A 21,335-nucleotide genomic window follows, 5' to 3' on the forward strand; every position below is an offset into this window, starting at 1 on the left:
CTGCCTTACTGCTTCTGCGAGAGGCGCTTGTTGAACTCGGCCTCGACCTGCTTGGCGGCGGCGGCCGGGGACTTACCCTTCAGCACCGCGGTCATGTAGGTCTTGATCGGGTTGGGCGCGTTCTCGACCGGGGCCCACTCCGGGATCAGCGGGGTGGTGCCGCCGCCGGCCGCGGCGGGAGCGGCGGCCTCGGCGGCCGCGTTGCCCTTGAGGTTGGACTGCAGCGCCTCCTTGTTGGGGATCACGCCGCCTTCCTTGGCGAGCTGGCCCTCGAACTTGTCGGAGAGCGCGAGCTTCAGGAACTCCTTGGCGAGGTCCTGCTTCTTGCTGCCCGCGGCGACGGCCAGGTTGGAGCCGCCGAGGAAGACGCCCTCGGGCTTGTCGGCCGAGACACCCGGGACGGTGAAGTAGCCGATCTCCTTCTCGATCTTCGGGTTGGCCTTGATGGCGAGGGCGGACTCCCAGCCCATGCCGATGAAGGAGCCGGTCTTGCCCTTGGCGAAGACCTCGGCCTGCTGCGGGGTGGCCTCGTCCTTGTCCTTGGGAGCCTTGGACAGGGCCTGGAACTTCTTGTACGTCTCCATGGCGGCGGCGACCTTGGGGTCACCCAGGTTGGAGACGTACGTGTCGCCGTCCTTCTTGACGAGCTCGGCGCCCTCACCGATGGTCAGGCCGACGAAGTGGTACCAGTTCTGCCCGGGCAGGTAGATCGGCTCCGCGTCCGTCTTCTTGCCGATGGTCTGGAGGTCCTTGTAGAACTCGTCGCGCGTCTTGGGGGTGTCCTTGATGCCGGCGTCGGCCCAGATCTTCTTGTTGTAGATGACGACGCGGTTCACGACGAACCACGGGGCGGCGTACTGCTTGCCGTCCGAGACCGCGGACTTGTTCATCGACTCGGCCCAGTCGGCACCGACCGAGGACTTGAGGTCGGAGAGGTCGGCGAGGCCGCCGGTCTTGGCGTAGGCGGGGGTCTGCGTGTTGCCGACCTCGAAGACGTCGGGCGGGTTCTCCTCGGACAGGGCGGTGGTCAGCTTCTGCTGGATGCCGTTCCACTGCTGGATCTCGATCTTCAGCTTCGCGCCGGTCTTCTTCTCGAAGGCCGCCGTGACGTCCTTCTGCCAGGTGTCCGGCGTCGAGCCGTCCATGGCCCACACGGTCAGCGTCTGGCCCTTGTAGCCGTCGGCGCCGGCCTTCTTGTCCTTGCCGCCGTCATCACCACTGCCACAAGCCGCGATCGAAACCAACATGCCCGCGACACCGATAGCCGCAATGAGCCTGCGCTTCACGTCACCCTCCTCAGGGATGCCAGCAACCCCCCGCCCACGACGACGGATACGACGAACACAACAAACTCGACGTGGTACTGCACGTGGGACTGGGACCTGGTCTTTAATGGTGTAGACCAGTACCCGGAGCTTGGCCTAGACCTTTAGGGGTGTCAAGGGTGTATAAGAAGGGCTGTCACGTCCGTTATCGGACCGACACCTGAGGGAGCACGGCACCCCCGGGGAGGGCCGTGCCACGATGTGAGCCGCGACAGACGGAGGAGCCGGTGACGGCAGCACCACAGGAGCCGGGAAGGCGGACCATGGGCACCCATGCGGGCAGCAACGGAACCGATGCGGGCGGCGCCACGACGGCGGAGGCACCCGCAGCGGGCCGCACCGCGCGCGTGCCCAAGTACTACCGCCTGAAGCGGCACTTGCTGGACATGACCGAGACGCTGCCCCCGGGCACCCCGGTCCCGCCCGAGCGCACCCTCGCCTCCGAGTTCGACACCTCCCGCACGACCGTGCGCCAGGCCCTTCAGGAACTGGTCGTCGAGGGCCGGCTCGAGCGCATCCAGGGCAAGGGGACGTTCGTCGCCAAGCCCAAGGTCTCGCAGGCGCTGCAACTGACCTCGTACACCGAGGACATGCGCGCCCAGGGCCTGGAACCCACGTCGCAGCTCCTGGACATCGGCTACGTGACCGCCGACGATACCCTCGCCGGGCTCCTCGACATCACGGCGGGCGGCCGCGTCCTGCGCATCGAGCGGCTCCGCCTCGCGAGCGGCGAGCCGATGGCCATCGAGACGACGCATCTGTCGGCCAAGCGCTTCCCCGCGCTGCGCCGCTCCCTGGTCAAGTACACGTCCCTGTACACGGCGCTGGCCGAGGTCTACGGCGTGCGCCTGGCCGAGGCCGAGGAGACCATCGAGACGTCCCTCGCCACCCCGCGCGAGGCGGGCCTGCTCGGCACGGACGTGGGTCTGCCCATGCTGATGCTGTCGCGGCACTCCCTGGACGGCACGGGACAGCCCGTCGAGTGGGTGCGCTCGGTGTACCGGGGCGACCGCTACAAGTTCGTGGCCCGTCTCAAGCGCCCGACGGACTGACGGGCGCCGTACGCGAATCCACTTGCGCCGACCGACGAGTCGGCACATGAACGGCATGTCGGCCACGCATTGTCCGTTATCCGGACAGGGGTTCCATACGACGAGATCGTCGCCTAGATTTCCGCCACGTTAAGCATGAGATAAGCGGGAGCAGCGAGGGGACGGACCGCCGTATGTCGGATGTGCCTGAAGTGAAACGGCCGGTGGTCACACCGGTGCGAGTGATCATTGCCCTGTGCCTCGTCGCGCCGTTCGTGGCGATGCTCTGGGTCGGCTCCTACGCAAAGGTCGACCCGACCTTCATCGGTATTCCGTTCTTCTACTGGTACCAGATGCTGTGGGTCCTCATCTCCACGGCGCTGACGATGATCGCGTACAAGCTGTGGCAGCGTGACCAGCGCGCCCGGAAGACGGGTGGGCAGGCATGAACGGCGGAGTCAACGGCGTCGCACTCGGCGTCTTCATCTTCTTCTTCATCGCCGTCACGGCCATGGGCTTCCTGGCCGCGCGCTGGCGCAGGGCCGACAACGAGCAGAGCCTCGACGAATGGGGCCTGGGCGGACGGTCGTTCGGCACCTGGGTCACCTGGTTCCTGCTCGGCGGCGACCTCTACACCGCGTACACCTTCGTGGCCGTCCCGGCGGCGATCTACGCGGCCGGTGCCTCCGGCTTCTTCGCCGTGCCCTACACGATCCTCGTCTACCCGCTGATCTTCACCTTCCTGCCGCGTCTGTGGTCGGTGTCGCACAAGCACGGCTATGTGACGACCTCCGACTTCGTGCGCGGCCGCTTCGGCTCCAAGGGCCTGTCCCTCGCCGTCGCCGTCACCGGCATCCTCGCCACGATGCCGTACATCGCGCTCCAACTCGTCGGCATCCAGGCCGTCCTGGACGTCATGGGCGTCGGCGGCGACGAGTCGACCAACTGGTTCATCAAGGACCTGCCGCTGCTCATCGCGTTCGCGGTGCTCGCCGCGTACACGTACTCGTCGGGTCTGCGGGCCCCCGCCCTGATCGCGTTCGTCAAGGACGGCCTGATCTACCTCGTCATCGCCGTCGCGATCATCTACATCCCGATCAAGCTGGGCGGCTTCGACGCCATCTTCCACGCGGCGAACGAGAAGTTCGCGACACCCAACCCCGCGACGGGCAAGCCGGTCGGATCGCTCGCCCCGGCACCGGCCGGGCAGTGGACGTACGCGACGCTGGCCCTCGGCTCGGCGCTGGCGCTCTTCATGTACCCGCACTCGATCACGGCGACGCTGTCCTCGCGCAGCCGCAACGTGATCCGCCGCAACACCACCATCCTGCCCCTGTACTCCCTGATGCTGGGCCTGCTCGCGCTGCTCGGCTTCATGGCGATCGCGGCCGGGATCAAGGTGCAGAACGGACAGCTGGCGATCCCGCAGCTCTTCGAGGACATGTTCCCCGACTGGTTCACGGGCGTCGCGTTCGCGGCCATCGGCATCGGCGCGCTCGTGCCCGCCGCGATCATGTCCATCGCCGCGGCGAACCTGTTCACGCGCAACATCTACAAGGACTTCATCAAGCCGGACGCGACGCCCGAGCAGGAGACCAAGGTCTCCAAGCTGGTGTCGCTCCTCGTGAAGGTCGGCGCGCTCGCCTTCGTCCTCACCATGGACAAGACCGTCGCGATCAACTTCCAGCTCCTGGGCGGCATCTGGATCCTCCAGACCATGCCGGCCCTCGTCGGCGGCCTGTTCACCCGCTGGTTCCACCGCTGGGCGCTGCTCGCCGGCTGGGCGGTCGGCATGGTCTACGGCACGCTCGCCGCGTACGGGGTCGCGTCGCCGACGCAGAAGCACTTCGGCGGCAGCGCCAAGGAGATCCCGGGCATCGGCGAGATCGGCTACATCGGCCTCACGGCGTTCGTCATGAACGTGGTGGTCACGGTGGTCCTCACCTTCGTCCTGAAGGCGCTGAAGGCCCCTGAGGGCGTCGACGAGACGTCCGCGGCGGACTACACGGCGGACGCCGGCGACCCGGGCGTCCTGAAGAAGCTGCCGGAGGCGACGGCGGGCACCGGCGGGCACTGACCCGACTCCCCCCGAATACGGCACAACGGGCCGCCGGATCCCTCCGGCGGCCCGTGGCCGTACCCGGGGTTCACGAGGCTCCGTAGAGGTCCTTCCCGACCCGCCGCGCCGCCTCCGCGGCCGACGAGAGCGTCAGGTCCCTGTCCGTGCCCGCCCCCACGATCACGAGGACGCCGCCGACCCGCAGTTCGACCTCGTAGTGCGCACTCCCGTCGTACTCGTCGCCGCCCGTGGTCCGTGTGGTCTCCAGGACCGCCTCGTCGCCCAGGTCCGGCAGCGGCCGGACCTCGTGGTGCTCCTCGACGGGTGCGCCGTCGGTGTCGACGGTGACGCGGGCGCACGCCTCGTGGAGCTCGCGGCGCAGTTCGAGATAGCGCCCGGCCCGCGCGGCCGGCATCGAGACCAGGCGCTCGTGGACGAAGGGGTCGTCGTCGCCCACCGCCGCGGGGTCCGGACGGAACGTCCGCTCGGCGCTGGCGCCCCGCATGCGAAACAGTTCCCCGCGCGCGTCCCGACCCGCCGCGCAGGTGCTCCAGTCGCCTCCCCCGGAACCCTGATCGAAGAGTCCCAGGTAGAGCTCGTACGCCTTCGCGCCCTTGCCGACGGCCTCGGCCGGAAGGAGGGCGGCGCCCAACTCGGCGCCCGTGAAGACCTTCGCGGGATCCGCCGTACCGTCGACGCCGGACGCCGACGGCTGCCGGCTCCCGCCCTCGCTCCCGCCCTCACCCCGCTGCCCGGACCCACTGTCCCCGGCGCCCCCGCATCCGGCGACCAGCATCAGCAGTACCGCGGCACAGCCCGCTCCCCGCACCCGCACCCGTGCCTCCCCCTGCTAGGCCACCAGTTCGACCACAACCCTATTCGACACAAGATGTGGGGCTGCCATCCGAGCCCGGCACAAGATGTATGCTCATGCTCGCTGTCGCCGCAGGGGAATCCGGTGCAAGTCCGGAACTGTCCCGCAACGGTGTACGTATGCACGCATACGCGAGTCCGAGGACCTGTCGACAGCCTGCCCGAGCCGTCCGGCCCGGGATGACGACGTCCGGGTCTCGTGGAGTGGGCCGGTGACGCGGGTCCCGCCATGCCCCCGTGCCCTCCTCCCCGTCAGGCCCAGAGCCGAGCGAGGGAGAGCCCCACGTGACCATCGCGCCCGCCGAACCGGCCTCAGAGCTGGCAGGGAACCCCGAGCAGCACGACGCTCCGGGAACCGCGCTGCTGCGCACCCTGACCGAACTGACCGCCGACCTCCCGGACACCGACCCGGGCAAGGTCGCCGCCGCCGCGCTGCGCGGCAGGTCCGCGGTGGCGGACTCCGGCGCCACCGCCGAACTGCGCTCCCTGGCCACCGAGGCCGCCGCGGGCCTCATCTCCGACGACCCGGCGTACTCGCGGCTGGCCGCCAGGCTCCTGACGATCAGCATCGCCGACGAGGCCGCGTCGCAGGGCGTCACCTCGTTCTCCGAGTCCGTCGCGGTGGGCCACCGCGAGGGCCTGATCGCCGACCGCACGTACGACTTCGTGACGCTGCACGCCGAGCGCCTCGACGCGCTCGTCACCGCCTCCGTCACCGAGGGCGCCGACGACCGCTTCGGCTACTTCGGACTGCGCACCCTGCACAGCCGCTATCTGCTGCGCCACCCGATCACCCGGCAGGTCGTCGAGACCCCGCAGCACTTCATGCTGCGCGTCGCGTGCGGCCTCGCCGAGGACGACTCGGTCCGCGCGCTCGACGAAGTCGCCTCCCTGTACCGCCTGATGAGCCGCCTCGACTATCTGCCGTCGTCGCCGACGCTCTTCAACTCCGGCACCCGCCACCCGCAGATGTCGTCCTGCTACCTCCTCGACTCGCCCCTCGACGAGCTGGACTCCATCTACGACCGCTACCACCAGGTCGCGCGGCTCTCCAAGCACGCGGGCGGCATCGGACTCTCGTACTCGCGGATCCGCTCGCGCGGTTCGCTGATCCGCGGCACGAACGGGCACTCCAACGGCATCGTGCCGTTCCTGAAGACCCTCGACGCGTCCGTCGCGGCGGTGAATCAGGGCGGCCGGCGCAAGGGCGCCGCGGCCGTCTACCTGGAGACGTGGCACTCCGACATCGAGGAGTTCCTGGAGCTGCGGGACAACACCGGCGAGGACGCCCGGCGCACCCACAACCTCAACCTCGCGCACTGGATCCCCGACGAGTTCATGCGCCGCGTCGCCGACGACGGCACGTGGTCGCTCTTCTCGCCGTCCGACGTGCCCGACCTCGTCGACCTGTGGGGCGAGGAGTTCGACACCGCGTACCGCGCGGCGGAGGCCGCCGGGCTCGCGCAGAAGACGATGCCCGCCCGCGAGCTGTACGGCCGCATGATGCGCACCCTGGCGCAGACCGGCAACGGCTGGCTGACGTTCAAGGACGCCGCCAACCGCACCGCCAACCAGACGGCGGAGCGCGGCAACGTCGTCCACTCCTCGAACCTGTGCACCGAGATCCTCGAGGTCACGGACGACGGCGAGACCGCGGTCTGCAACCTGGGCTCGGTCAACCTCGGCGCCTTCGTGCGGCAGGGAGCCGACGGCGGGGAGATCGACTGGGAGCGCCTCGACGAGACCGTCCGCACGGCCGTCACGTTCCTCGACCGCGTCGTCGACATCAACTTCTATCCGAGCGAGCAGGCCGGCCGCTCCAACGCCAAGTGGCGCCCGGTGGGCCTCGGCGCGATGGGCCTCCAGGACGTCTTCTTCCAGCTGAAGCTGCCCTTCGACTCCCCCGAGGCGAAGGCCCTGTCCACGCGGATCGCCGAGCGCATCATGCTCGCCGCGTACGAGGCGTCCGCCGACCTCGCCGAACGCAACGGGCCCCTGCCCGCGTGGGAGAAGACCCGCACCGCGCGCGGCGTACTGCACCCCGACCACTACGGCGTCGAGCCGGCCTGGCCGGAGCGCTGGGCCGCGCTGCGCGAGCGCATCGCCGCCACGGGCATGCGCAACTCCCTGCTCCTCGCCATCGCGCCCACCGCCACGATCGCCTCCATCGCGGGCGTCTACGAGTGCATCGAGCCGCAGGTCTCCAACCTGTTCAAGCGCGAGACGCTGTCCGGGGAGTTCCTCCAGGTCAACTCCTACCTGGTCCAGGAGCTCAAGCGCCTCGGCGTGTGGGACGCGCAGACCCGCGAGGCGCTGCGCGAGTCCAGCGGTTCCGTGCAGGGCTTCGGCTGGATCCCGGCCGAGGTGCGCGAGCTGTACCGCACCGCGTGGGAGATCCCGCAGCGCGGCCTCATCGACATGGCGGCGGCCCGTACGCCGTTCCTCGACCAGGCGCAGTCCCTGAACCTGTTCCTGGAGACGCCCACCATCGGCAAGCTCTCGTCGATGTACGCGTACGCCTGGAAGTCGGGTCTCAAGACGACGTACTACCTGCGCTCACGCCCGGCGACGCGGATCGCCCGCGCGGCGTCCGCCGCCCCCATTCCCGCGCAGCAGGCCGCCGACCCCGAGGCCGTCGCCTGCTCCCTCGAAAACCCCGAGTCCTGCGAGGCCTGCCAGTAATGACCAGCGAGAACAAGAACCTGCTCGACCCGGGCTTCGAGCTGACCCTGCGTCCCATGCGCTACCCGGACTTCTACGAGCGCTACCGGGACGCGATCAAGAACACCTGGACCGTCGAGGAGGTCGACCTCCACTCGGACGTCGCCGACCTCGCGAAGCTGTCGCCGGGCGAGCAGCACATGATCGGCCGGCTGGTCGCGTTCTTCGCGACGGGTGACTCGATCGTCTCGAACAACCTGGTCCTGACGCTGTACAAGCACATCAACTCCCCCGAGGCGCGCCTGTACCTGTCGCGCCAGCTGTTCGAGGAGGCCGTGCACGTCCAGTTCTACCTGACCCTCCTGGACACCTACCTCCCGGACCCGGAGGACCGCGCGGCCGCGTTCGACGCGGTCGAGGAGATCCCCTCCATCCGCGAGAAGGCCGAGTTCTGCTTCAAGTGGATGGATTCGGTCGAGAAGCTGGACCGCCTGGAGACGAAGGCGGACCGCCGCCGCTTCCTCCTCAACCTGATCTGCTTCGCCGCGTGCATCGAGGGCCTGTTCTTCTACGGGGCGTTCGCCTACGTGTACTGGTTCCGCAGCCGCGGCCTGCTGCACGGGCTCGCGACCGGCACCAACTGGGTGTTCCGCGACGAGACGATGCACATGTCGTTCGCGTTCGAGGTCGTCGACACCGTCCGCAAGGAGGAGCCGGAACTGTTCGACGACCGGCTCCAGGAGCAGGTCACCGCGATGCTGCGCGAGGCGGTCGAGGCCGAGCTCCAGTTCGCCCGCGACCTGTGCGGTGACGGCCTGCCCGGCATGAACACCGACTCGATGCGCCAGTACCTGGAGTGCGTCGCCGACCAGCGCCTCCAGCGCCTCGGCTTCGCGCCGGTCTACGGCTCGGAGAACCCCTTCTCCTTCATGGAGCTCCAGGGCGTCCAGGAACTGACGAACTTCTTCGAGCGCAGGCCGTCGGCGTACCAGGTCGCGGTCGAGGGCTCGGTCGGGTTCGACGAGGACTTCTAGGCCGGGACCTCCGGCCGGATCTCCGGTCGGGATCTCTAGGCGACGGTCGTGAACTCGGCGCGGCGGGACGGGCGTTCGGCGTCCCGCCGCGCCTGCCGGAGCTGCCGGTCGATCCGGCGGTCGTTGGCGATCCCGTACAGGGACGGGGCGGCCAGGAGGAGGAAGACGAAGAGGACGGTGAGGTAGTTCATCGCTGTGTTCATGTCCTCCACTCTCGTCCCCCGCGGACGCATCCGGCAGTGGCAGGACTGTCACTGACCCTCGAATTACTGCCAAGCCTGGGGCACACTGGACGGCATGCTGAAGAACGTGGCCGCAGTGCTGCTCGACGGTGTGCATCCCTTCGAACTCGGCGTGATCTGCGAGGTGTTCGGCCTCGACCGCGGCGATGCCGGGCTGCCCGTGTACGACTTCGCGGCCGTGTCCGCCGAAGGGCCCGACCTGGCCACCCATGTACCGGGCATGACGGTCTCCACCCCGTTCGGCCTGGAGCGGCTCGAGGAGGCCGACCTCATCGCCGTCCCCGCGGCGGGCCGCGTCCGCGAGGGCTACCCTCCCGAGCTGCTCGACGCGCTGCGCAGGGCCGTCGACCGGGGCGCGCGGGTCCTCAGCGTCTGCTCGGGGGTGTTCGTGCTCGGCGAGGCCGGACTCCTCGACGGCCGCCGGTGCGCCGTGCACTGGCGGTACGCGCACGAACTCGCCGTCGCCTTCCCGCGCACCCGCGTCGACCCCGACGTCCTGTACGTCGACGAGGGGCCGGTCATCACCTCGGCGGGTACCGCCGCCGGCATCGACGCCTGCCTGCACATCGTCCGCACGGAGCACGGCTCCGAGGTCGCCAACGCCATCGCGCGCCGCATGGTGGTCCCGCCGCACCGCGACGGCGGGCAGGCCCAGTACGTGGAGCGCCCGCTGCCCGTCACTCCCTGCGACACCGTGGGAAGCGTGCTGGCGTGGATGGAGGCGCATCTGGACGAGACGCTCACGGTCGAGGAGCTCGCGGCGCGCGCCCATATGTCGCCGCGCACCTTCGCGCGCCGCTTCCAGCAGGAGACGGGCACGACGCCGTACCGCTGGCTGCTCCGCCAACGAGTGCTGCTGGCCCAGGAGTTGCTGGAGCAGACGGACGAGACGGTGGAGTCGATCGCCGGGCGGGCCGGGTTCGGCAACGCGGCGGCGATGCGGCATCAGTTCATGAAGGCGCTGGGCACGACGCCCAACGCCTTCCGGCGCACGTTCCGCGTACGGTCCGCGGCCTAGGGCCTTTCGTTCGGATCGGGCCGGGCGCGCGGGGAGCCGGCGGACCGGCCTCCCGCGCGTCCGACAGCGCCGCGGCTACCCACGCTCCTCCACCCGCAGCAGCGCCCGCTTGGGCTGGAGCGTGATCCCGATGCGGGCCGTGGTGTCCGTCTCCGCGACCGGAACCAGCCGCCAGCGGGGCGTCACCGTGGCCAGGATGATGGCCAGTTCGGCCATGCTGAAGTGATCGCCGGGGCACTTCCGGTTGCCGACGCTGAACGGCATCATCGCGCTCTGCCGGCTTTCCGCGGCGCGTTCCGGAAGCCAGCGGTCGGGGTCGAACTCCAGATGGTCACGGAAGGACCGCGGATCGCGCTGCATCGCATACGGGCTGTAGACGATGTCGGCACCGGCCGGAATGTGATAGCCGCCGAGCTCGGTATCGACGGCGGCCTGCCGCGTCAATATCCATACGGCGGGCCGTATGCGCATCGCCTCCGTGATGACATTGCGCGTGTGGATTAGGCCCTTGAGGTCGGCGAATGCGACGGGGCGGCCATCCGTCACGGATTCAACCTCGTCGTGCAACCTCCTTTCCTGCCCCGGGTGTTCCGCGAGGAGCTGGAACGTCCACGTGAGGGTCGACGCGACATTCTCCGCGCCGGCCACGACGAGCGAGACGACTTGGTCGTGCACCTCCTGCTCGCCGACCGTTTCGCCATTCTCGTCCTCGGCGCCGAGCAATGCCGCGAGCAGGTCGCCCGGATTGACTCCGGATGCGCGCCGCTCGGCAATGATCTCGTCCACCAGCCGATGCAAATCGGCCAACGCCCGCTCGAATCGGCGATTGGCCGGAAGCGGCAGCCGGTAGAAGGGTCCGACGGACAGGACCATGCGCCGGTACAGACCGCTGAAGACCGTGTGCAGCGAGGAGCTGAGCCGGTCGGCGCGCTCGTCGACCGAGTCGACGTGCAGGACGGAGCGGGCGACGATGCGGACCGCTGTGCGGAACACCTCGGCGCCGATGTCGACCGTGTCGCCGGGCTTCCAGCGCGCCGCCATGGCGCGCGCCTCCTCCTCCATCACGGTCGCGTGGTCGGCGATGCGGTCCGTCCTGAACGCGGGCTGGATGGTGCGCCGCTGGCGCCGGTGCATGGGGCCGTTGCTGGTCGCCACGCCCTTGCCGAGGAGCACTCCGAGCGTGTCCCAGAGGGGGCCGCCGACCATGTAGTCGGGGCTCTTGAGGAGCGCGGCCACGAGGTCGGGGTCGCAGACCGCGTACGCCGTCTTCGGGCCGAGCCTGATGCGGACCAGGTCGCCGTGGCCGCGCAGTCCCGCGACGAAGGCGAGAGGGTCGCGCACGAGGTTCCAGGCGTGCCCGAGGAGGGGCGCGCCGCCGCCGGCGTACGGCGGCGTGCGCCGCTCACCGGGCTCCGCGACGGCCGGAACCGAGGATTCTGCCGATTCGACGGTCATGCGTCACCTGCCTGATCGCTGATGTACGGAGGAGTGGCGCGGTCGTCCCAGCTGTCCACCTGATAGCGGCCCGACTCGTGGTGGAACCAGTACACGGAACTGAACCAGTTCCGCATATTGGAGACGCATGACCTGAGTGCCACCGCGAGGCTCTCTCCCGCTAAAGTCCCGTCGGCCGCCTCGTCCGCCATCCGCAGAACTTCGGGCTCGGCGTCCAGGAATTCGGCAATGCATCCGCGAACCCTTCTGCGGACTTCTTCCACGGCCTCTTCGAGGGAAAGTCCCTCGTGCTGGATGAGGCTTATCCCGAGATTGTGGAGTTCATCACCCGCGAGTTCCTTGGGCAGTGAGCAGAGGTCGTTGTACCAGGCGGCGAAATCCTGGCACGCGAGCGCGGCCCGCCGGTAGGCGGGGCTTTCGAGCACCCATTCGGGGAGCTCGTACTGCGCGGTCGGCTCCAGGAGGTCGAGCCATATCCAGTGCGCGAAGGTGTTCCTTCGGAGTTCGATGTACTCCTCGACCGTGGGCACCGTTCCCGAGGTCCGGTTCCGGAATTCCTGGTCGTACGCGTCGATCACCACGTGGAAGTGGCGGGCGAACCGGGCGTTCCATGAACGGGTGAGGGAGCCGTTCAGCCGGACGATGCTGTCGGCGAATGCGGCCACCAGCGGGTCCCTGTGGTGCAGATGGAGCTGGGGTGCCTCGAGTGCCGCGTGGAGCTGGACGGCGAGGCGCCGCCAGGCGCCGGCCCGGCCGTGGATCACGTCGCGGTCGTGGCGGTCGTCCCAGACGAAGAACCACGCGCTGTAGTCGCAAATCGCGGAGAGGAGGTCGTCGGGGGCTCCTATGTAGTAGCCCGCCATGAGGTCGGTGTAGCACAGGCCATCGGCATATTTCTCCACCTTGTCGGCCGGCATGAGTCGTTTTTGGAGCAGCCAGGACCGCGTCTTCTCCTGAAGCTTCGGCCAATACGGATGCAGGTTGCGAGGAAACGCCTCCTCGATCACCGGTAGTGCCAGCGCCGGTGGGACCGCTGTCTGCGTCTGTGTCTGTGTCTGCACCCGAGTCCGTGAAGTGCTGTGTGAGAAAGCAGGCACGAACAAACCCCTCTCAGCCGCCTGGTGGCATGCGCCCCTGTGCTGTGCCGGGCGCGCGCCGTTGCGTATCCCCGCACTTTCTATTCAGCACTACAACTGACCGTTCTGGGAACGGATTTGCTCCCCTCACTCCCCCCGCCCGCCGGAAAAATCCCCTTAGATGACTGATTCTGGATCACCCGCGGCCGGTCCGGTTCGTACACCTGACCGCCGGGGCGGTCCGGCCCCCGAACACGCGAGCGGCGCCCGGCCAGTTGGAGGTCTGGCCGGACGCCGCTCGCGTGTCACTCGGTGCACTCGGGCCCCAACGGGCCCTTCCCACTCAGTCGTTGGGGACGACCTCGTAGCGCGCAGTGCCCTCGGCCATCTGCTTCAGTGCGTCCTTGCGCTCGCGCTTGGAGAGGCGGTCGATGTACAGGTACCCGTACAGGTGGTCCGTCTCGTGCTGGAGGCAGCGCGCGAAGTAGCCGGTGCCGCGGACCTTGATCGGGTTGCCCTTCTCGTCCTGCCCGGTCACCACCGCGTAGTCGGGACGCGCGAGCGGCGCGTACGCCGTCGGCACGGACAGGCAGCCCTCGTTCGAGTCGTCGAGGCGGCGCTGGTCCGCGGGCAGCTCCTGGAGCACCGGGTTGCAGACCACGCCGGTGTGGCGCGCACCGTCGTCGTCGGGGCAGTCGTAGACGAAGACCTTCAGGTCGACGCCGATCTGGTTGGCGGCGAGGCCCACGCCCTCCGCGGTGCGCTGGCTGGCGAACATGTCGTCGACCAGCTGCGCGAGCTCGTCGCCGAACTCGGTGACATCCTTGCACTCCTTGTGCAGGACGGGGTTCCCGACGACGGTGATCGGCCGCGACGTGCCGCGCGCGACGGCGGCCTCCTCGCGGGCGGCGTTGTCCTCGGTGTCGAGGACGAAGCCCTCGTCGTCCACGGGGAGCACTCCGGCGTGCTCGTGCTCGGTGTCCTGCTGCGCCATGTCCGACGTACGCCTTCCGGTACCTGCTGCGACAAATTTTCCGGGGTACAGCCTACGGGGAGCGGTCAGCAGACCTCTTCAAGGTCCCGCCAGTCCCTGGAGTCCGGGCTGTCCGCGACCCAGCCGTCGAGCAGCCCTCGCACGAGCGACGCGGGCGCGGCGACGCCGCACTCGCGCTCGGGCACCCACAGCTGGCCGTCCGTGCGGTGGCCGAGCGGCCCGGGATGTCCGGGCTCGCTGTGGTCGTGCGGATCCAGGTGCCGGCCGTCGCCCTCGTCGGACGGCATCCGCGACTCGGAGCACATCCGGCACAGCAGCCGCACGGAGGACGACCAGTCCTCGGCGGCGAAACCGGCGTCGGAGGCGAGCTGCTCCAGGGCGTCCCGGTCGGCCTCGGTCGCGGCCTCCAGGAGGACGACCCAGGTCGGTACCGGCGAGGGCGCCCACAGCTCGATCTCGTCGAAGACGGGGTACGAGTGCCCGGCGGCCGTCGTCCGCTCCCCGTGGGGCACTCCGTCGTGCAGCACGACCTCGCCCCAGCGGCGCCCGGAGGACGGCAGCGGAATGGACAGGACCTCCATGCGGGCGGGGTCCAGCCTGCGCCCCCACACCACCTCGGCCTCGCCCTCCGGCGACAGCCGTACCGCGGCACTGCCCAGGTCCATGCCGGTCGGCTCACCGGCGGCGGTCGCACCGCCCGGCACCTTCAGTCCGTACGCCTGCCAGGCCCGCCGTGCGAGCGGCCAGTCCTGCAGGGCGGTGGCCGCGATGCCCACGTTCCACCAGTCGGGGGCGCCGCTCTCGCGGTCCAGGAGGGCCACCGCGCGCAGGCCCGCGGCCCGGGCCTGCTCCCAGTCGTGCCGGAACTTGTGCAGCAGCGCGAGGTTGAACCAGGACTCCGACAGCCACGGCTCGAGGTCGGCGGCCCGGGTGAGCAGGGCCCCGGCGTCCTCGTACCGGCCGTCGCCGATGAGCGTGAACGCCCGATCGGTGGCCTGCCGCCATGAGGCGGAGGGCCGGTGCCGTCCCTTGCCGAAGATCCTCACGATTCCCGCCTGCATTCCCGCCTGTCGGTCCGGGGGACGGTGCCCTCGGGGGGCCTTCCCCCAAGGAGCACGGCCGGGGCCTGAGCCCCCGGACATCCTCTTCTTCGCATCCAACCACGTACGGCCGGACAGCCGCTCATTACCCATGGGTTACCCAGCCGGGGGCAGGGTCACCCCGCCCCTCGACACGACCCTGGCCAGGGATTCCACCACATCGGGCTGGTAGTCGCGCCCTGTGGCCAGACGCAGCCGCTCCAAGGCGGTGAGGGGGCCCTGGGGGCCTTCTCCCCGGGCCATCTCGTCGTATGCGTTGGCGGTGCGGACGATGCGCGCGGTGAGGGGCTGCTCACGGTAGGGGTCGGCCTGGCGCTCGACGACGACGGCGACCTCCGCGTCCACGCCCGTCTGGCGCACGACGGCCCCGCCTAGCAGAGCGATGCGGCGCTGCTCCTGGGCGGGCAGGGCGGCGGTGGCGCCGTCGGCCACCGGGTCGACGAGGGACAGCTGCCCGATGTCGTGCATGAGGGCCGCGTACTCCAGGACGGTGAGGTCGGGCTCGGAGAGTCCCAGCTCACGGCCCACGGCGCGGCTGAGCGCCGCCACGCGCAGGGCGTGGCCCTGGGGTGTGTACCCGGCGATCTCGGTGGCGCGGGCCAGCGAGGTGATCGTCTGCCGGTACGTGGTCCGCACGGCGGCGTACCGGCGGAACGCGAGCTGGGTCAGGAACAGGGGCAGGCAGAAGACGGGCAGCGCCCACAGTCCGGCGACGGCCACGGCGAGGGCGATGACGGCGCCGGTGGCGCACACCGCGGAGCCGATGCCGATCATGGCCCGCAGTTCGTCCCTGAGCAGCGGCCCGAACGGCCAGCCGGTACGGGCGTGTGCCGTGGCCGCGGCGAGGACGGCGTCGCACAGCGCGGTCAGGACGAGCAGCCCGACGAGCAGCAGCGCGTAGGCCGCGCCGTCACCGAGCCAGGCGCCGAACCTGCCCCGGTTGTACAGGGGTTGGAAGCAGACGGCGGCGAAGGCGACGGTCAGGACTCGCCGCGCCATGTGGTCCGCGGACGGGCCGTGCCCGAGGGCGAGGTGCGGTACGGAGCCGACGAGTGCGGCCGCGACGCAGACGGCGACGACCTGGAGCGCTCCGTGATGCGTCGCCTGTCCGGCCGTCTCCCCGAGGAGTGCGTACGCGAGCGCGCCGGCAAACCCCAGAGGCGCGGGCTCCCGGTCCCCTCCCGGTGCCCCCCAGCGGGCGAGCTCACCGACGGCTATGAGCACGCCGAAGGCGAGCGCCGTCCCGGGCTCCTCGACGCCGTTCCACACGGTGGCACCGAGGGCGGCGGCGGTGAGCACGACGGCGAGGCCCTGGACGGCCGCGACCGTGGTGCGCGCCCGGCCGCTTCCCGGACCCGGGGACCGCGTCCACGTCACCGCGGCGCCGCCCGCCGCGCGACGCGGGACCCGGGCACCTGTGCGGCGGCCTCGTCCGCGGTCACGGCGGGGTGCCACCCGTGCCGCCCGAGCGCCCGCACCAGCGCCCCGACCATCTGCGGATCGAACTGCGCGCCCGCACACCGGGACAGCTCGGCGAGCGCGACGTCGACGGGCCGGGCCCGCGAGTAGGACCGTGTGGACGTCATCGCGTCGAACGCGTCCGCCACCGCCACGACCCGCGCGAACTCCGGGATCTGCGCCCCCGTGAGCCCGTAGGGGTACCCGCTGCCGTCCATCCGCTCGTGGTGATGCAGGATCGCCGCCCGCGCCTCCCCGAGGAACCCGATCCCGCGCACCATCTCGTGCCCGTACTCGGGGTGCAGTTCGATGATGCGCCGCTCCTCGGGGGTCAGCGGCCCGTCCTTGCGCAACAGGCGGGTCGGTACGCCGAGTTTGCCGACGTCGTGCAGGATCCCGGCGAACCGCAGGACCTCGGCGCGCTCGTCCGCCATGCCGAGTTCGCGGGCGATCATCATGGACGCCCGGCCGACCCGCTCGCTGTGGCCGCGTGTGTACCCGTCCTTGATGTCGACGGCCTGCACGAGGGCCCGGATCGTCTCCTGGTGGGCGGCGCGCTCACGGTGGTACTGGGCGAACACCCAGCAGGAGATGTACATCGGCAGCAGCACGAGGAGCGCGGCGAAAGGGCCGTACGGGCTGCGCCACAGGACGGCCATCATGAGGCCCGCGAGGCCGTGCACGGCGACGGGTCCGAGGGCGCGCGGGAAGAGGCCGCGCCAGGCGGCGCGCAGCGGGACGCGTTCGGCGGTGGCGAGGATGCCGCCGTCGAGCAGGGCGAGGGCGGCGCAGAAGACCAGGACGGCCGCTCCGGCGGGCACGAGCGCGTACGGGAAGTGGGGCGCGGACACGGCCGCGGTGCCACCGAGCGCTCCGTGGACGCGGGCGGCGGCCCAGGTGGCGAGGGCGAGCTGGGCGGCGCGCCAGACGCGGCGCAGGCCGGCCGGGCGCCGGTCCGTCCTCGCGGCGAGCGCTCCGGGCACGGCGACGAGTGCGGCCGCCGCGGGCGGCAGGAGGAACGCTCCGGCGAGCAGGACGGGGAAGAAGGTGCCCATGCCCCTGGGCACGCGCCGCCCGATCACGCGGCACTGGCCCGCGTTCTCGCATCCCGTGTAGAGGACGGCGAGGAGTCCGACGGCGGGCCACGGTGTGGCCGGACCCGCGGCGGGTGCCAGGCACGCGAGGGCGCCGCCGGCCGCGCACAGGACATAGCCGAGGGCCACTGGCGGAACCGTGCGCATACCGACCCCCCTGCCCGTGATCCCGCTTCAGGTTCCGGAGAATAGAGCGGTGGGCGGGGCGCGCGGGCGGCATCGCGAGGATTGCCCGGGACACCCGACGGGGGATTAGCACATTCGGGTGACGGGGGCGGGGAACAGCGGCGGGACGTGACGTAGCGCCGTCACGTCCCGCTCGTCACCGCTCGGCCTCGCGGCCGTGGTCTCAGGCTTCCCGCAGCTTGGGAGCCGACGCCGTCACGTCCTGGTCGGGCACGGCCTGCCCGGACCGGATCAGGTCGATGCGGCCCATGACCTTCGACCGCAGGTCGCTCGGTACGTCGTCCTGGCCGCAGCACCGCTTGACCAGCTTCTTCACGGCCTGCTCGAGGCCGTACTTCTCCAGGCACGGACTGCACTCCTCGAAGTGCGTCTCGAACTTCGTGCAGTCGCTGTCCGGCATCTCGTGATCGAGGAACTCGTAGAGATGGTCGAGGACTTCACTGCAATCCGTCTCGTGCGGCTCTCCGCAGCTCATGAGCCCGAGCCTTTCGCTTCGTTCGACTCTCCGGCGCCGGCCGGGACCAGTCCGCGGTCGCGGGCGTAGTCCTCGAGCATGCCGCGCAGCTGGCGACGGCCCCGGTGGAGCCGGGACATCACCGTCCCGATGGGTGTCCCCATGATGTCCGCGATCTCCTTGTACGCAAAGCCCTCTACGTCGGCGAGATAGACCGCGATCCGGAACTCCTCGGGGATCGCCTGGAGCGCCGACTTCACGTCCGAGTCGGGCAGGTGGTCGAGCGCCTGCGACTCGGCGGACCGCAGGCCGGTCGACATGTGCGACTCGGCACGCGCCAGCTGCCAGTCCTCGATCTCCTCGGCGGCACTGCGCTGGGGCTCGCGCTGCTTCTTGCGGTACGAGTTGATGAAGGTGTTCGTGAGGATGCGGTACAGCCACGCCTTGAGGTTCGTGCCCTCACGGAACTGGTGGAACGACGCGTACGCCTTCGCGTAGGTCTCCTGCACCAGGTCCTCGGCGTCGGCCGGATTGCGCGTCATGCGCAGCGCGGCCGAGTACATCTGGTCGAGGAACGTGAGCGCGTCACGCTCGAAGCGCAGACTGCGCTCCGCGGCGGTCTCCTCGGGCTCTTCCGCCTGCCCGTGTTCGGTCCCTGCGTCGGTGCCAGTGACCGGACCCACCTCCTCCAACGACGTGGCGGGGCCGAAGGAGACCCCACTCGAATCGGAGAATAGACGACCCTCGGTCGGAGCGGCCTGGCGATCTTGTCCGCCCGCCGTCCGAATGGGGGCGCTCTTCGCCGCGTGCAGCACGCTCCACTCCAGGTCAGTGGCGCTGCTGCGGCTCGGGCAGATGGTCGAACCCATGCGGCGGACTTCCTCTCGTCAGCACTCGTGACAACAAGTGACTTCTCGCAAGTCTTCGACAGCACTCTCGTACCGTCTGTTCCGGACAACAGAGGTCCGGGCCCCAACATTCCCGGGGGTCACGCGAGTGATCCGGCCCACTTGACGACGGCGTCCACGATGAGCGCGAGGGCCTCGTCCTGGCCGATGTCCGCCCGCTTCGGCACCGCGAATCCATGGTCCCCGTACGGGATTTCGACGAGTTCGTACGCGGTGGAGCCGGGGAATTCGGCGGGCTTGCCGAAGGGGTCGTTGCCGCCCTGGACGACGAGGGTGGGGACCCCGGCGCCGAGCAGTTCGTCGGCGCGGGACTTCTCGGGGCGGCCAGGCGGGTGGAGCGGGAAGCTCAGGGCGAGGACGGCGGCCGCGCCGAGCTCCTGGGCCGTGCGGCACGCCACGCGCGCGCCCGCGCTGCGCCCGCCCGAGACGACCGGCAGCCCCGGCTTCTCCAGCGCGGGCCACACCCCGCGCCAGCCGATGTCCAGGGTCTTCGGTGCGGGTGCCACCTTCTTGCCGGCCACCCGCCACGGCTGCTCGACGAGGGCGACGGTCACACCGTGGGCGGGCAGCTCGGCGGCGACGGCCTTCAGGTCGCGCGCCTCGATGCCGCCACCGGCGCCATGGCTGAGGGCCAGGACGAGCCGGGCCTGCTTCGCGGGGGCCGGATGCCAGGTGACGCGCGCTTCGCCGGCGCCGGTCGCGACGGTCTCGGTCCTGGCGGTGGGCTCGGCGGCGTTCGCGGTCGTGTTCTTGGTCACGTCAGAAGAGTGTGCCCTCCTCGGGCCCCTCCAGCTCCTTGAGCAGCTCCGGACCGTTGTTGCGCACGTTGCTGACCGACGTCGACACGGGGTACGCCCGCATCAGGCCCTCCGGCGGCGGCGCGAGCAGGGACTTCAGGTCGTCGACGTCGGTGCGGGCCGGGTCGAGCCAGGCGTCCCACCGGTCCGGGGTGAGCATGAGCGGCATCCGGGGGTGGATGTCGAAGAGCGAGCGGGGCCCCTCGTCGGGCGCGACGGCGAGCGGCGCGGTCTCCGCCTCGGTGGTGATGACGGTGCAGGTCACCCACCAGGCGAGGGGGTGCTCGTCGGGCAGGGTGCGGTCGCGCCAGAACTCGTACAGGCCCGCCATCGCGAAGACGGAGCCGTCGGCGGGCGTGACGAAGTAGGGCTGCTTGCGCGGCCGCTTCTTCTTGCCCTCGACCTCCAGGTCGCGCTCGCCGACCCCGGTGACCCACTCGTAGTAGCCGTCGGCGGGCAGGATGCAGCGGCGGCTGGAGAAGGCGCGGCGGTACGAGGGCTTCTCGGACACCGTCTCGGCGCGGGCGTTGATCATCCGGGCGCCGCCCTCGGGGGTCTTCGACCACGACGGCACGAGGCCCCACTTGAGAGTGCGCAGCTGGCGAACCGGATTCCGGTCGGCCGCGTCCTTCACAGGGCGGTCGAGTACCGCGTAGACCTCCTTGGTCGGGGCCACGTTGAAGTCGGGCGCGAGGGTCTCTTCGGGCTCCCACTTCTCGATCTCAAAGATTCCTGCGAGATCCTCGGGCCTACGACTCGATGCATACCGTCCGCACATACGTGCCACAGTGCCAGATACTGGCCCGCCAGAGGGAGCCGCTCCAACCATGTACGTCAACGCGAGTACCGGCGCCGCCGACCTGTGGGACCGGGTCTTCGGCAGCCAGTCCGACCCCGACCAGTGGGTGGTGTTCGCCACAGTGGCGGTCGCGCTCGCCGCGGTCGTCCCGCACAACATATGGCGGCTCTCCCGCAACGCGATCACCATCGCCCACGAGGGCGGGCACGGCATCGTGGCCCTGCTCAGCGGGCGCCGTCTCGACGGCATCAGGCTGCACTCCGACACCAGCGGCCTCACCGTCAGCCGCGGCAAGCCGTCGGGCCTCGGCATGATCCTGACCGCGGCCGCCGGCTACACCGCTCCCCCGCTCCTCGGCCTCGGCGGCGCCGCGCTGCTCGCCGCGGGACACATCACGGCCCTCCTGTGGCTGGCCACGGCCCTGCTCGTGGCGCTGCTCGTGATGATCAGGAACGCGTACGGCGCGCTGACCGTGATCCTGACCGGCGGCACCTTCGTGCTCGTGTCCTGGCTGGCGGGGCCGCAGGTCCAGGCCGCCTTCGCGTACGTCGTCGTGTGGTTCCTGCTCCTGGGCGGCGTACGGCCCGCGTTCGAGCTGCAGAGCAAGCGCAGGCGGGGCGGGGCCGGCGACTCGGACGCGGACCAGCTGTCGCGGCTCACGCACGTGCCGGCCGGGATGTGGCTGTTCTTCTTCCACGCCGTCTCGGTGTGCTCACTGCTCGGCGGGGGCCGCTGGCTGCTCGGACTGTGACCCCCTGCTCGGCGGGGCGG

20 protein-coding genes and 1 riboswitch are annotated in these 21,335 nt (G+C 70.3%); of the genes, 7 read left to right on the forward strand and 13 right to left on the reverse strand.

Features of this window, described 5'->3' with window-relative positions:
* Nucleotides 1-5 precede the first annotated feature (5 nt).
* Nucleotides 6-1,286 (reverse strand): extracellular solute-binding protein, encoded by a 1,281-nt coding sequence (locus tag OHO83_RS17855; RefSeq protein ID WP_266673985.1) that lies wholly within the window; start codon nucleotides 1,284-1,286, stop codon nucleotides 6-8.
* A gap of 302 nt (nucleotides 1,287-1,588) precedes the next feature.
* Between OHO83_RS17855 and OHO83_RS17860 the strand changes: the two genes are divergently transcribed.
* The 3 genes from OHO83_RS17860 to mctP all read left to right on the forward strand — a co-directional run bounded on the left by OHO83_RS17860 (nucleotide 1,589) and on the right by mctP (nucleotide 4,433).
* On the forward strand, nucleotides 1,589-2,377 hold the full coding sequence (locus OHO83_RS17860) for a GntR family transcriptional regulator (RefSeq protein ID WP_266676621.1): 789 nt from the start codon (nucleotides 1,589-1,591) through the stop codon (nucleotides 2,375-2,377).
* A 173-nt stretch (nucleotides 2,378-2,550) separates the two neighbouring features.
* Complete coding sequence (locus tag OHO83_RS17865) at nucleotides 2,551-2,805, forward strand: DUF3311 domain-containing protein (RefSeq protein ID WP_266673983.1); 255 nt, start codon at nucleotides 2,551-2,553, stop codon at nucleotides 2,803-2,805.
* Nucleotides 2,802-4,433: a monocarboxylate uptake permease MctP gene (gene mctP, locus OHO83_RS17870; RefSeq protein WP_266673981.1), complete on the forward strand. Its 1,632-nt coding sequence runs from the start codon at nucleotides 2,802-2,804 to the stop codon at nucleotides 4,431-4,433. Before OHO83_RS17865 ends, mctP begins: the two co-directional genes overlap by 4 nt.
* Nucleotides 4,434-4,503: 70 nt before the next feature.
* Here the strand turns inward: mctP and OHO83_RS17875 are convergent, their stop codons facing one another.
* On the reverse strand, nucleotides 4,504-5,250 hold the full coding sequence (locus OHO83_RS17875) for a hypothetical protein (protein ID WP_266673979.1): 747 nt from the start codon (nucleotides 5,248-5,250) through the stop codon (nucleotides 4,504-4,506).
* A gap of 89 nt (nucleotides 5,251-5,339) precedes the next feature.
* Nucleotides 5,340-5,456: riboswitch (cobalamin riboswitch) on the forward strand.
* Between the two features lie 117 nt (nucleotides 5,457-5,573).
* On the opposite strand from OHO83_RS17875, the gene OHO83_RS17880 reads away from it, so the two are divergent.
* Nucleotides 5,574-7,970: a ribonucleoside-diphosphate reductase subunit alpha gene (locus tag OHO83_RS17880; protein WP_266673977.1), complete on the forward strand. Its 2,397-nt coding sequence runs from the start codon at nucleotides 5,574-5,576 to the stop codon at nucleotides 7,968-7,970.
* Nucleotides 7,970-8,983, forward strand: a complete 1,014-nt coding sequence (locus tag OHO83_RS17885) for a ribonucleotide-diphosphate reductase subunit beta (protein WP_266673975.1) — start codon at nucleotides 7,970-7,972, stop codon at nucleotides 8,981-8,983. The genes OHO83_RS17880 and OHO83_RS17885 overlap by 1 nt, the downstream gene beginning before the upstream one ends.
* Nucleotides 8,984-9,018: 35 nt before the next feature.
* Here OHO83_RS17885 and OHO83_RS17890 read toward each other — a convergent pair whose 3' ends face one another.
* On the reverse strand, nucleotides 9,019-9,186 hold the full coding sequence (locus OHO83_RS17890; RefSeq protein ID WP_266673973.1) for a hypothetical protein: 168 nt from the start codon (nucleotides 9,184-9,186) through the stop codon (nucleotides 9,019-9,021).
* Nucleotides 9,187-9,280: 94 nt separating this feature from the next.
* Here OHO83_RS17890 and OHO83_RS17895 point away from each other — a divergent pair, with 94 nt between their 5' ends.
* A complete protein-coding gene (locus OHO83_RS17895; protein ID WP_266673971.1) occupies nucleotides 9,281-10,243 on the forward strand; it encodes a GlxA family transcriptional regulator in 963 nt (320 codons plus the stop codon).
* 75 nt (nucleotides 10,244-10,318) lie between these two features.
* Here the strand turns inward: OHO83_RS17895 and OHO83_RS17900 are convergent, their stop codons facing one another.
* The 10 genes from OHO83_RS17900 to OHO83_RS17945 form a co-directional block, all read right to left on the reverse strand.
* Entirely contained in the window at nucleotides 10,319-11,698 is a 1,380-nt protein-coding gene (locus tag OHO83_RS17900; RefSeq protein WP_266673969.1) for a bifunctional albaflavenone monooxygenase/terpene synthase, read from the reverse strand.
* Entirely contained in the window at nucleotides 11,695-12,795 is a 1,101-nt protein-coding gene (gene cyc1, locus OHO83_RS17905) for an epi-isozizaene synthase (protein WP_389572204.1), read from the reverse strand. Before cyc1 ends, OHO83_RS17900 begins: the two co-directional genes overlap by 4 nt.
* A gap of 322 nt (nucleotides 12,796-13,117) precedes the next feature.
* Nucleotides 13,118-13,768, reverse strand: coding sequence for a peptide deformylase (gene def / locus OHO83_RS17910; protein ID WP_266673967.1), 651 nt, complete (start codon nucleotides 13,766-13,768; stop codon nucleotides 13,118-13,120).
* A gap of 65 nt (nucleotides 13,769-13,833) precedes the next feature.
* A complete protein-coding gene (locus tag OHO83_RS17915; RefSeq protein ID WP_266560298.1) occupies nucleotides 13,834-14,814 on the reverse strand; it encodes a tetratricopeptide repeat protein in 981 nt (326 codons plus the stop codon).
* Nucleotides 14,815-14,964: 150 nt separating this feature from the next.
* Entirely contained in the window at nucleotides 14,965-16,167 is a 1,203-nt protein-coding gene (locus OHO83_RS17920; protein ID WP_266676617.1) for an HD-GYP domain-containing protein, read from the reverse strand.
* Between the two features lie 74 nt (nucleotides 16,168-16,241).
* Nucleotides 16,242-17,567, reverse strand: coding sequence for an HD-GYP domain-containing protein (locus OHO83_RS17925; RefSeq protein WP_266673965.1), 1,326 nt, complete (start codon nucleotides 17,565-17,567; stop codon nucleotides 16,242-16,244).
* A gap of 202 nt (nucleotides 17,568-17,769) precedes the next feature.
* Nucleotides 17,770-18,081 (reverse strand): mycothiol system anti-sigma-R factor, encoded by a 312-nt coding sequence (gene rsrA / locus OHO83_RS17930; protein ID WP_116510175.1) that lies wholly within the window; start codon nucleotides 18,079-18,081, stop codon nucleotides 17,770-17,772.
* Nucleotides 18,078-18,743, reverse strand: a complete 666-nt coding sequence (sigR, locus tag OHO83_RS17935; RefSeq protein WP_199841903.1) for an RNA polymerase sigma factor SigR — start codon at nucleotides 18,741-18,743, stop codon at nucleotides 18,078-18,080. Before sigR ends, rsrA begins: the two co-directional genes overlap by 4 nt.
* 305 nt (nucleotides 18,744-19,048) lie before the next feature.
* Nucleotides 19,049-19,726, reverse strand: coding sequence for an alpha/beta hydrolase family protein (locus tag OHO83_RS17940; RefSeq protein ID WP_266673962.1), 678 nt, complete (start codon nucleotides 19,724-19,726; stop codon nucleotides 19,049-19,051).
* Nucleotide 19,727: 1 nt separating this feature from the next.
* Nucleotides 19,728-20,543 carry an SOS response-associated peptidase gene (locus tag OHO83_RS17945; RefSeq protein ID WP_266673960.1) on the reverse strand — a complete coding sequence of 272 codons (816 nt, stop codon included), beginning with the start codon at nucleotides 20,541-20,543 and terminating at the stop codon, nucleotides 19,728-19,730.
* A gap of 49 nt (nucleotides 20,544-20,592) precedes the next feature.
* On the opposite strand from OHO83_RS17945, the gene OHO83_RS17950 reads away from it, so the two are divergent.
* Nucleotides 20,593-21,315 (forward strand): M50 family metallopeptidase, encoded by a 723-nt coding sequence (locus tag OHO83_RS17950; RefSeq protein ID WP_266673958.1) that lies wholly within the window; start codon nucleotides 20,593-20,595, stop codon nucleotides 21,313-21,315.
* Nucleotides 21,316-21,335: the final 20 nt, after the last annotated feature.

It is taken from the genome of Streptomyces sp. NBC_00569, assembly GCF_036345255.1.
Taxonomy (GTDB): domain Bacteria; phylum Actinomycetota; class Actinomycetes; order Streptomycetales; family Streptomycetaceae; genus Streptomyces.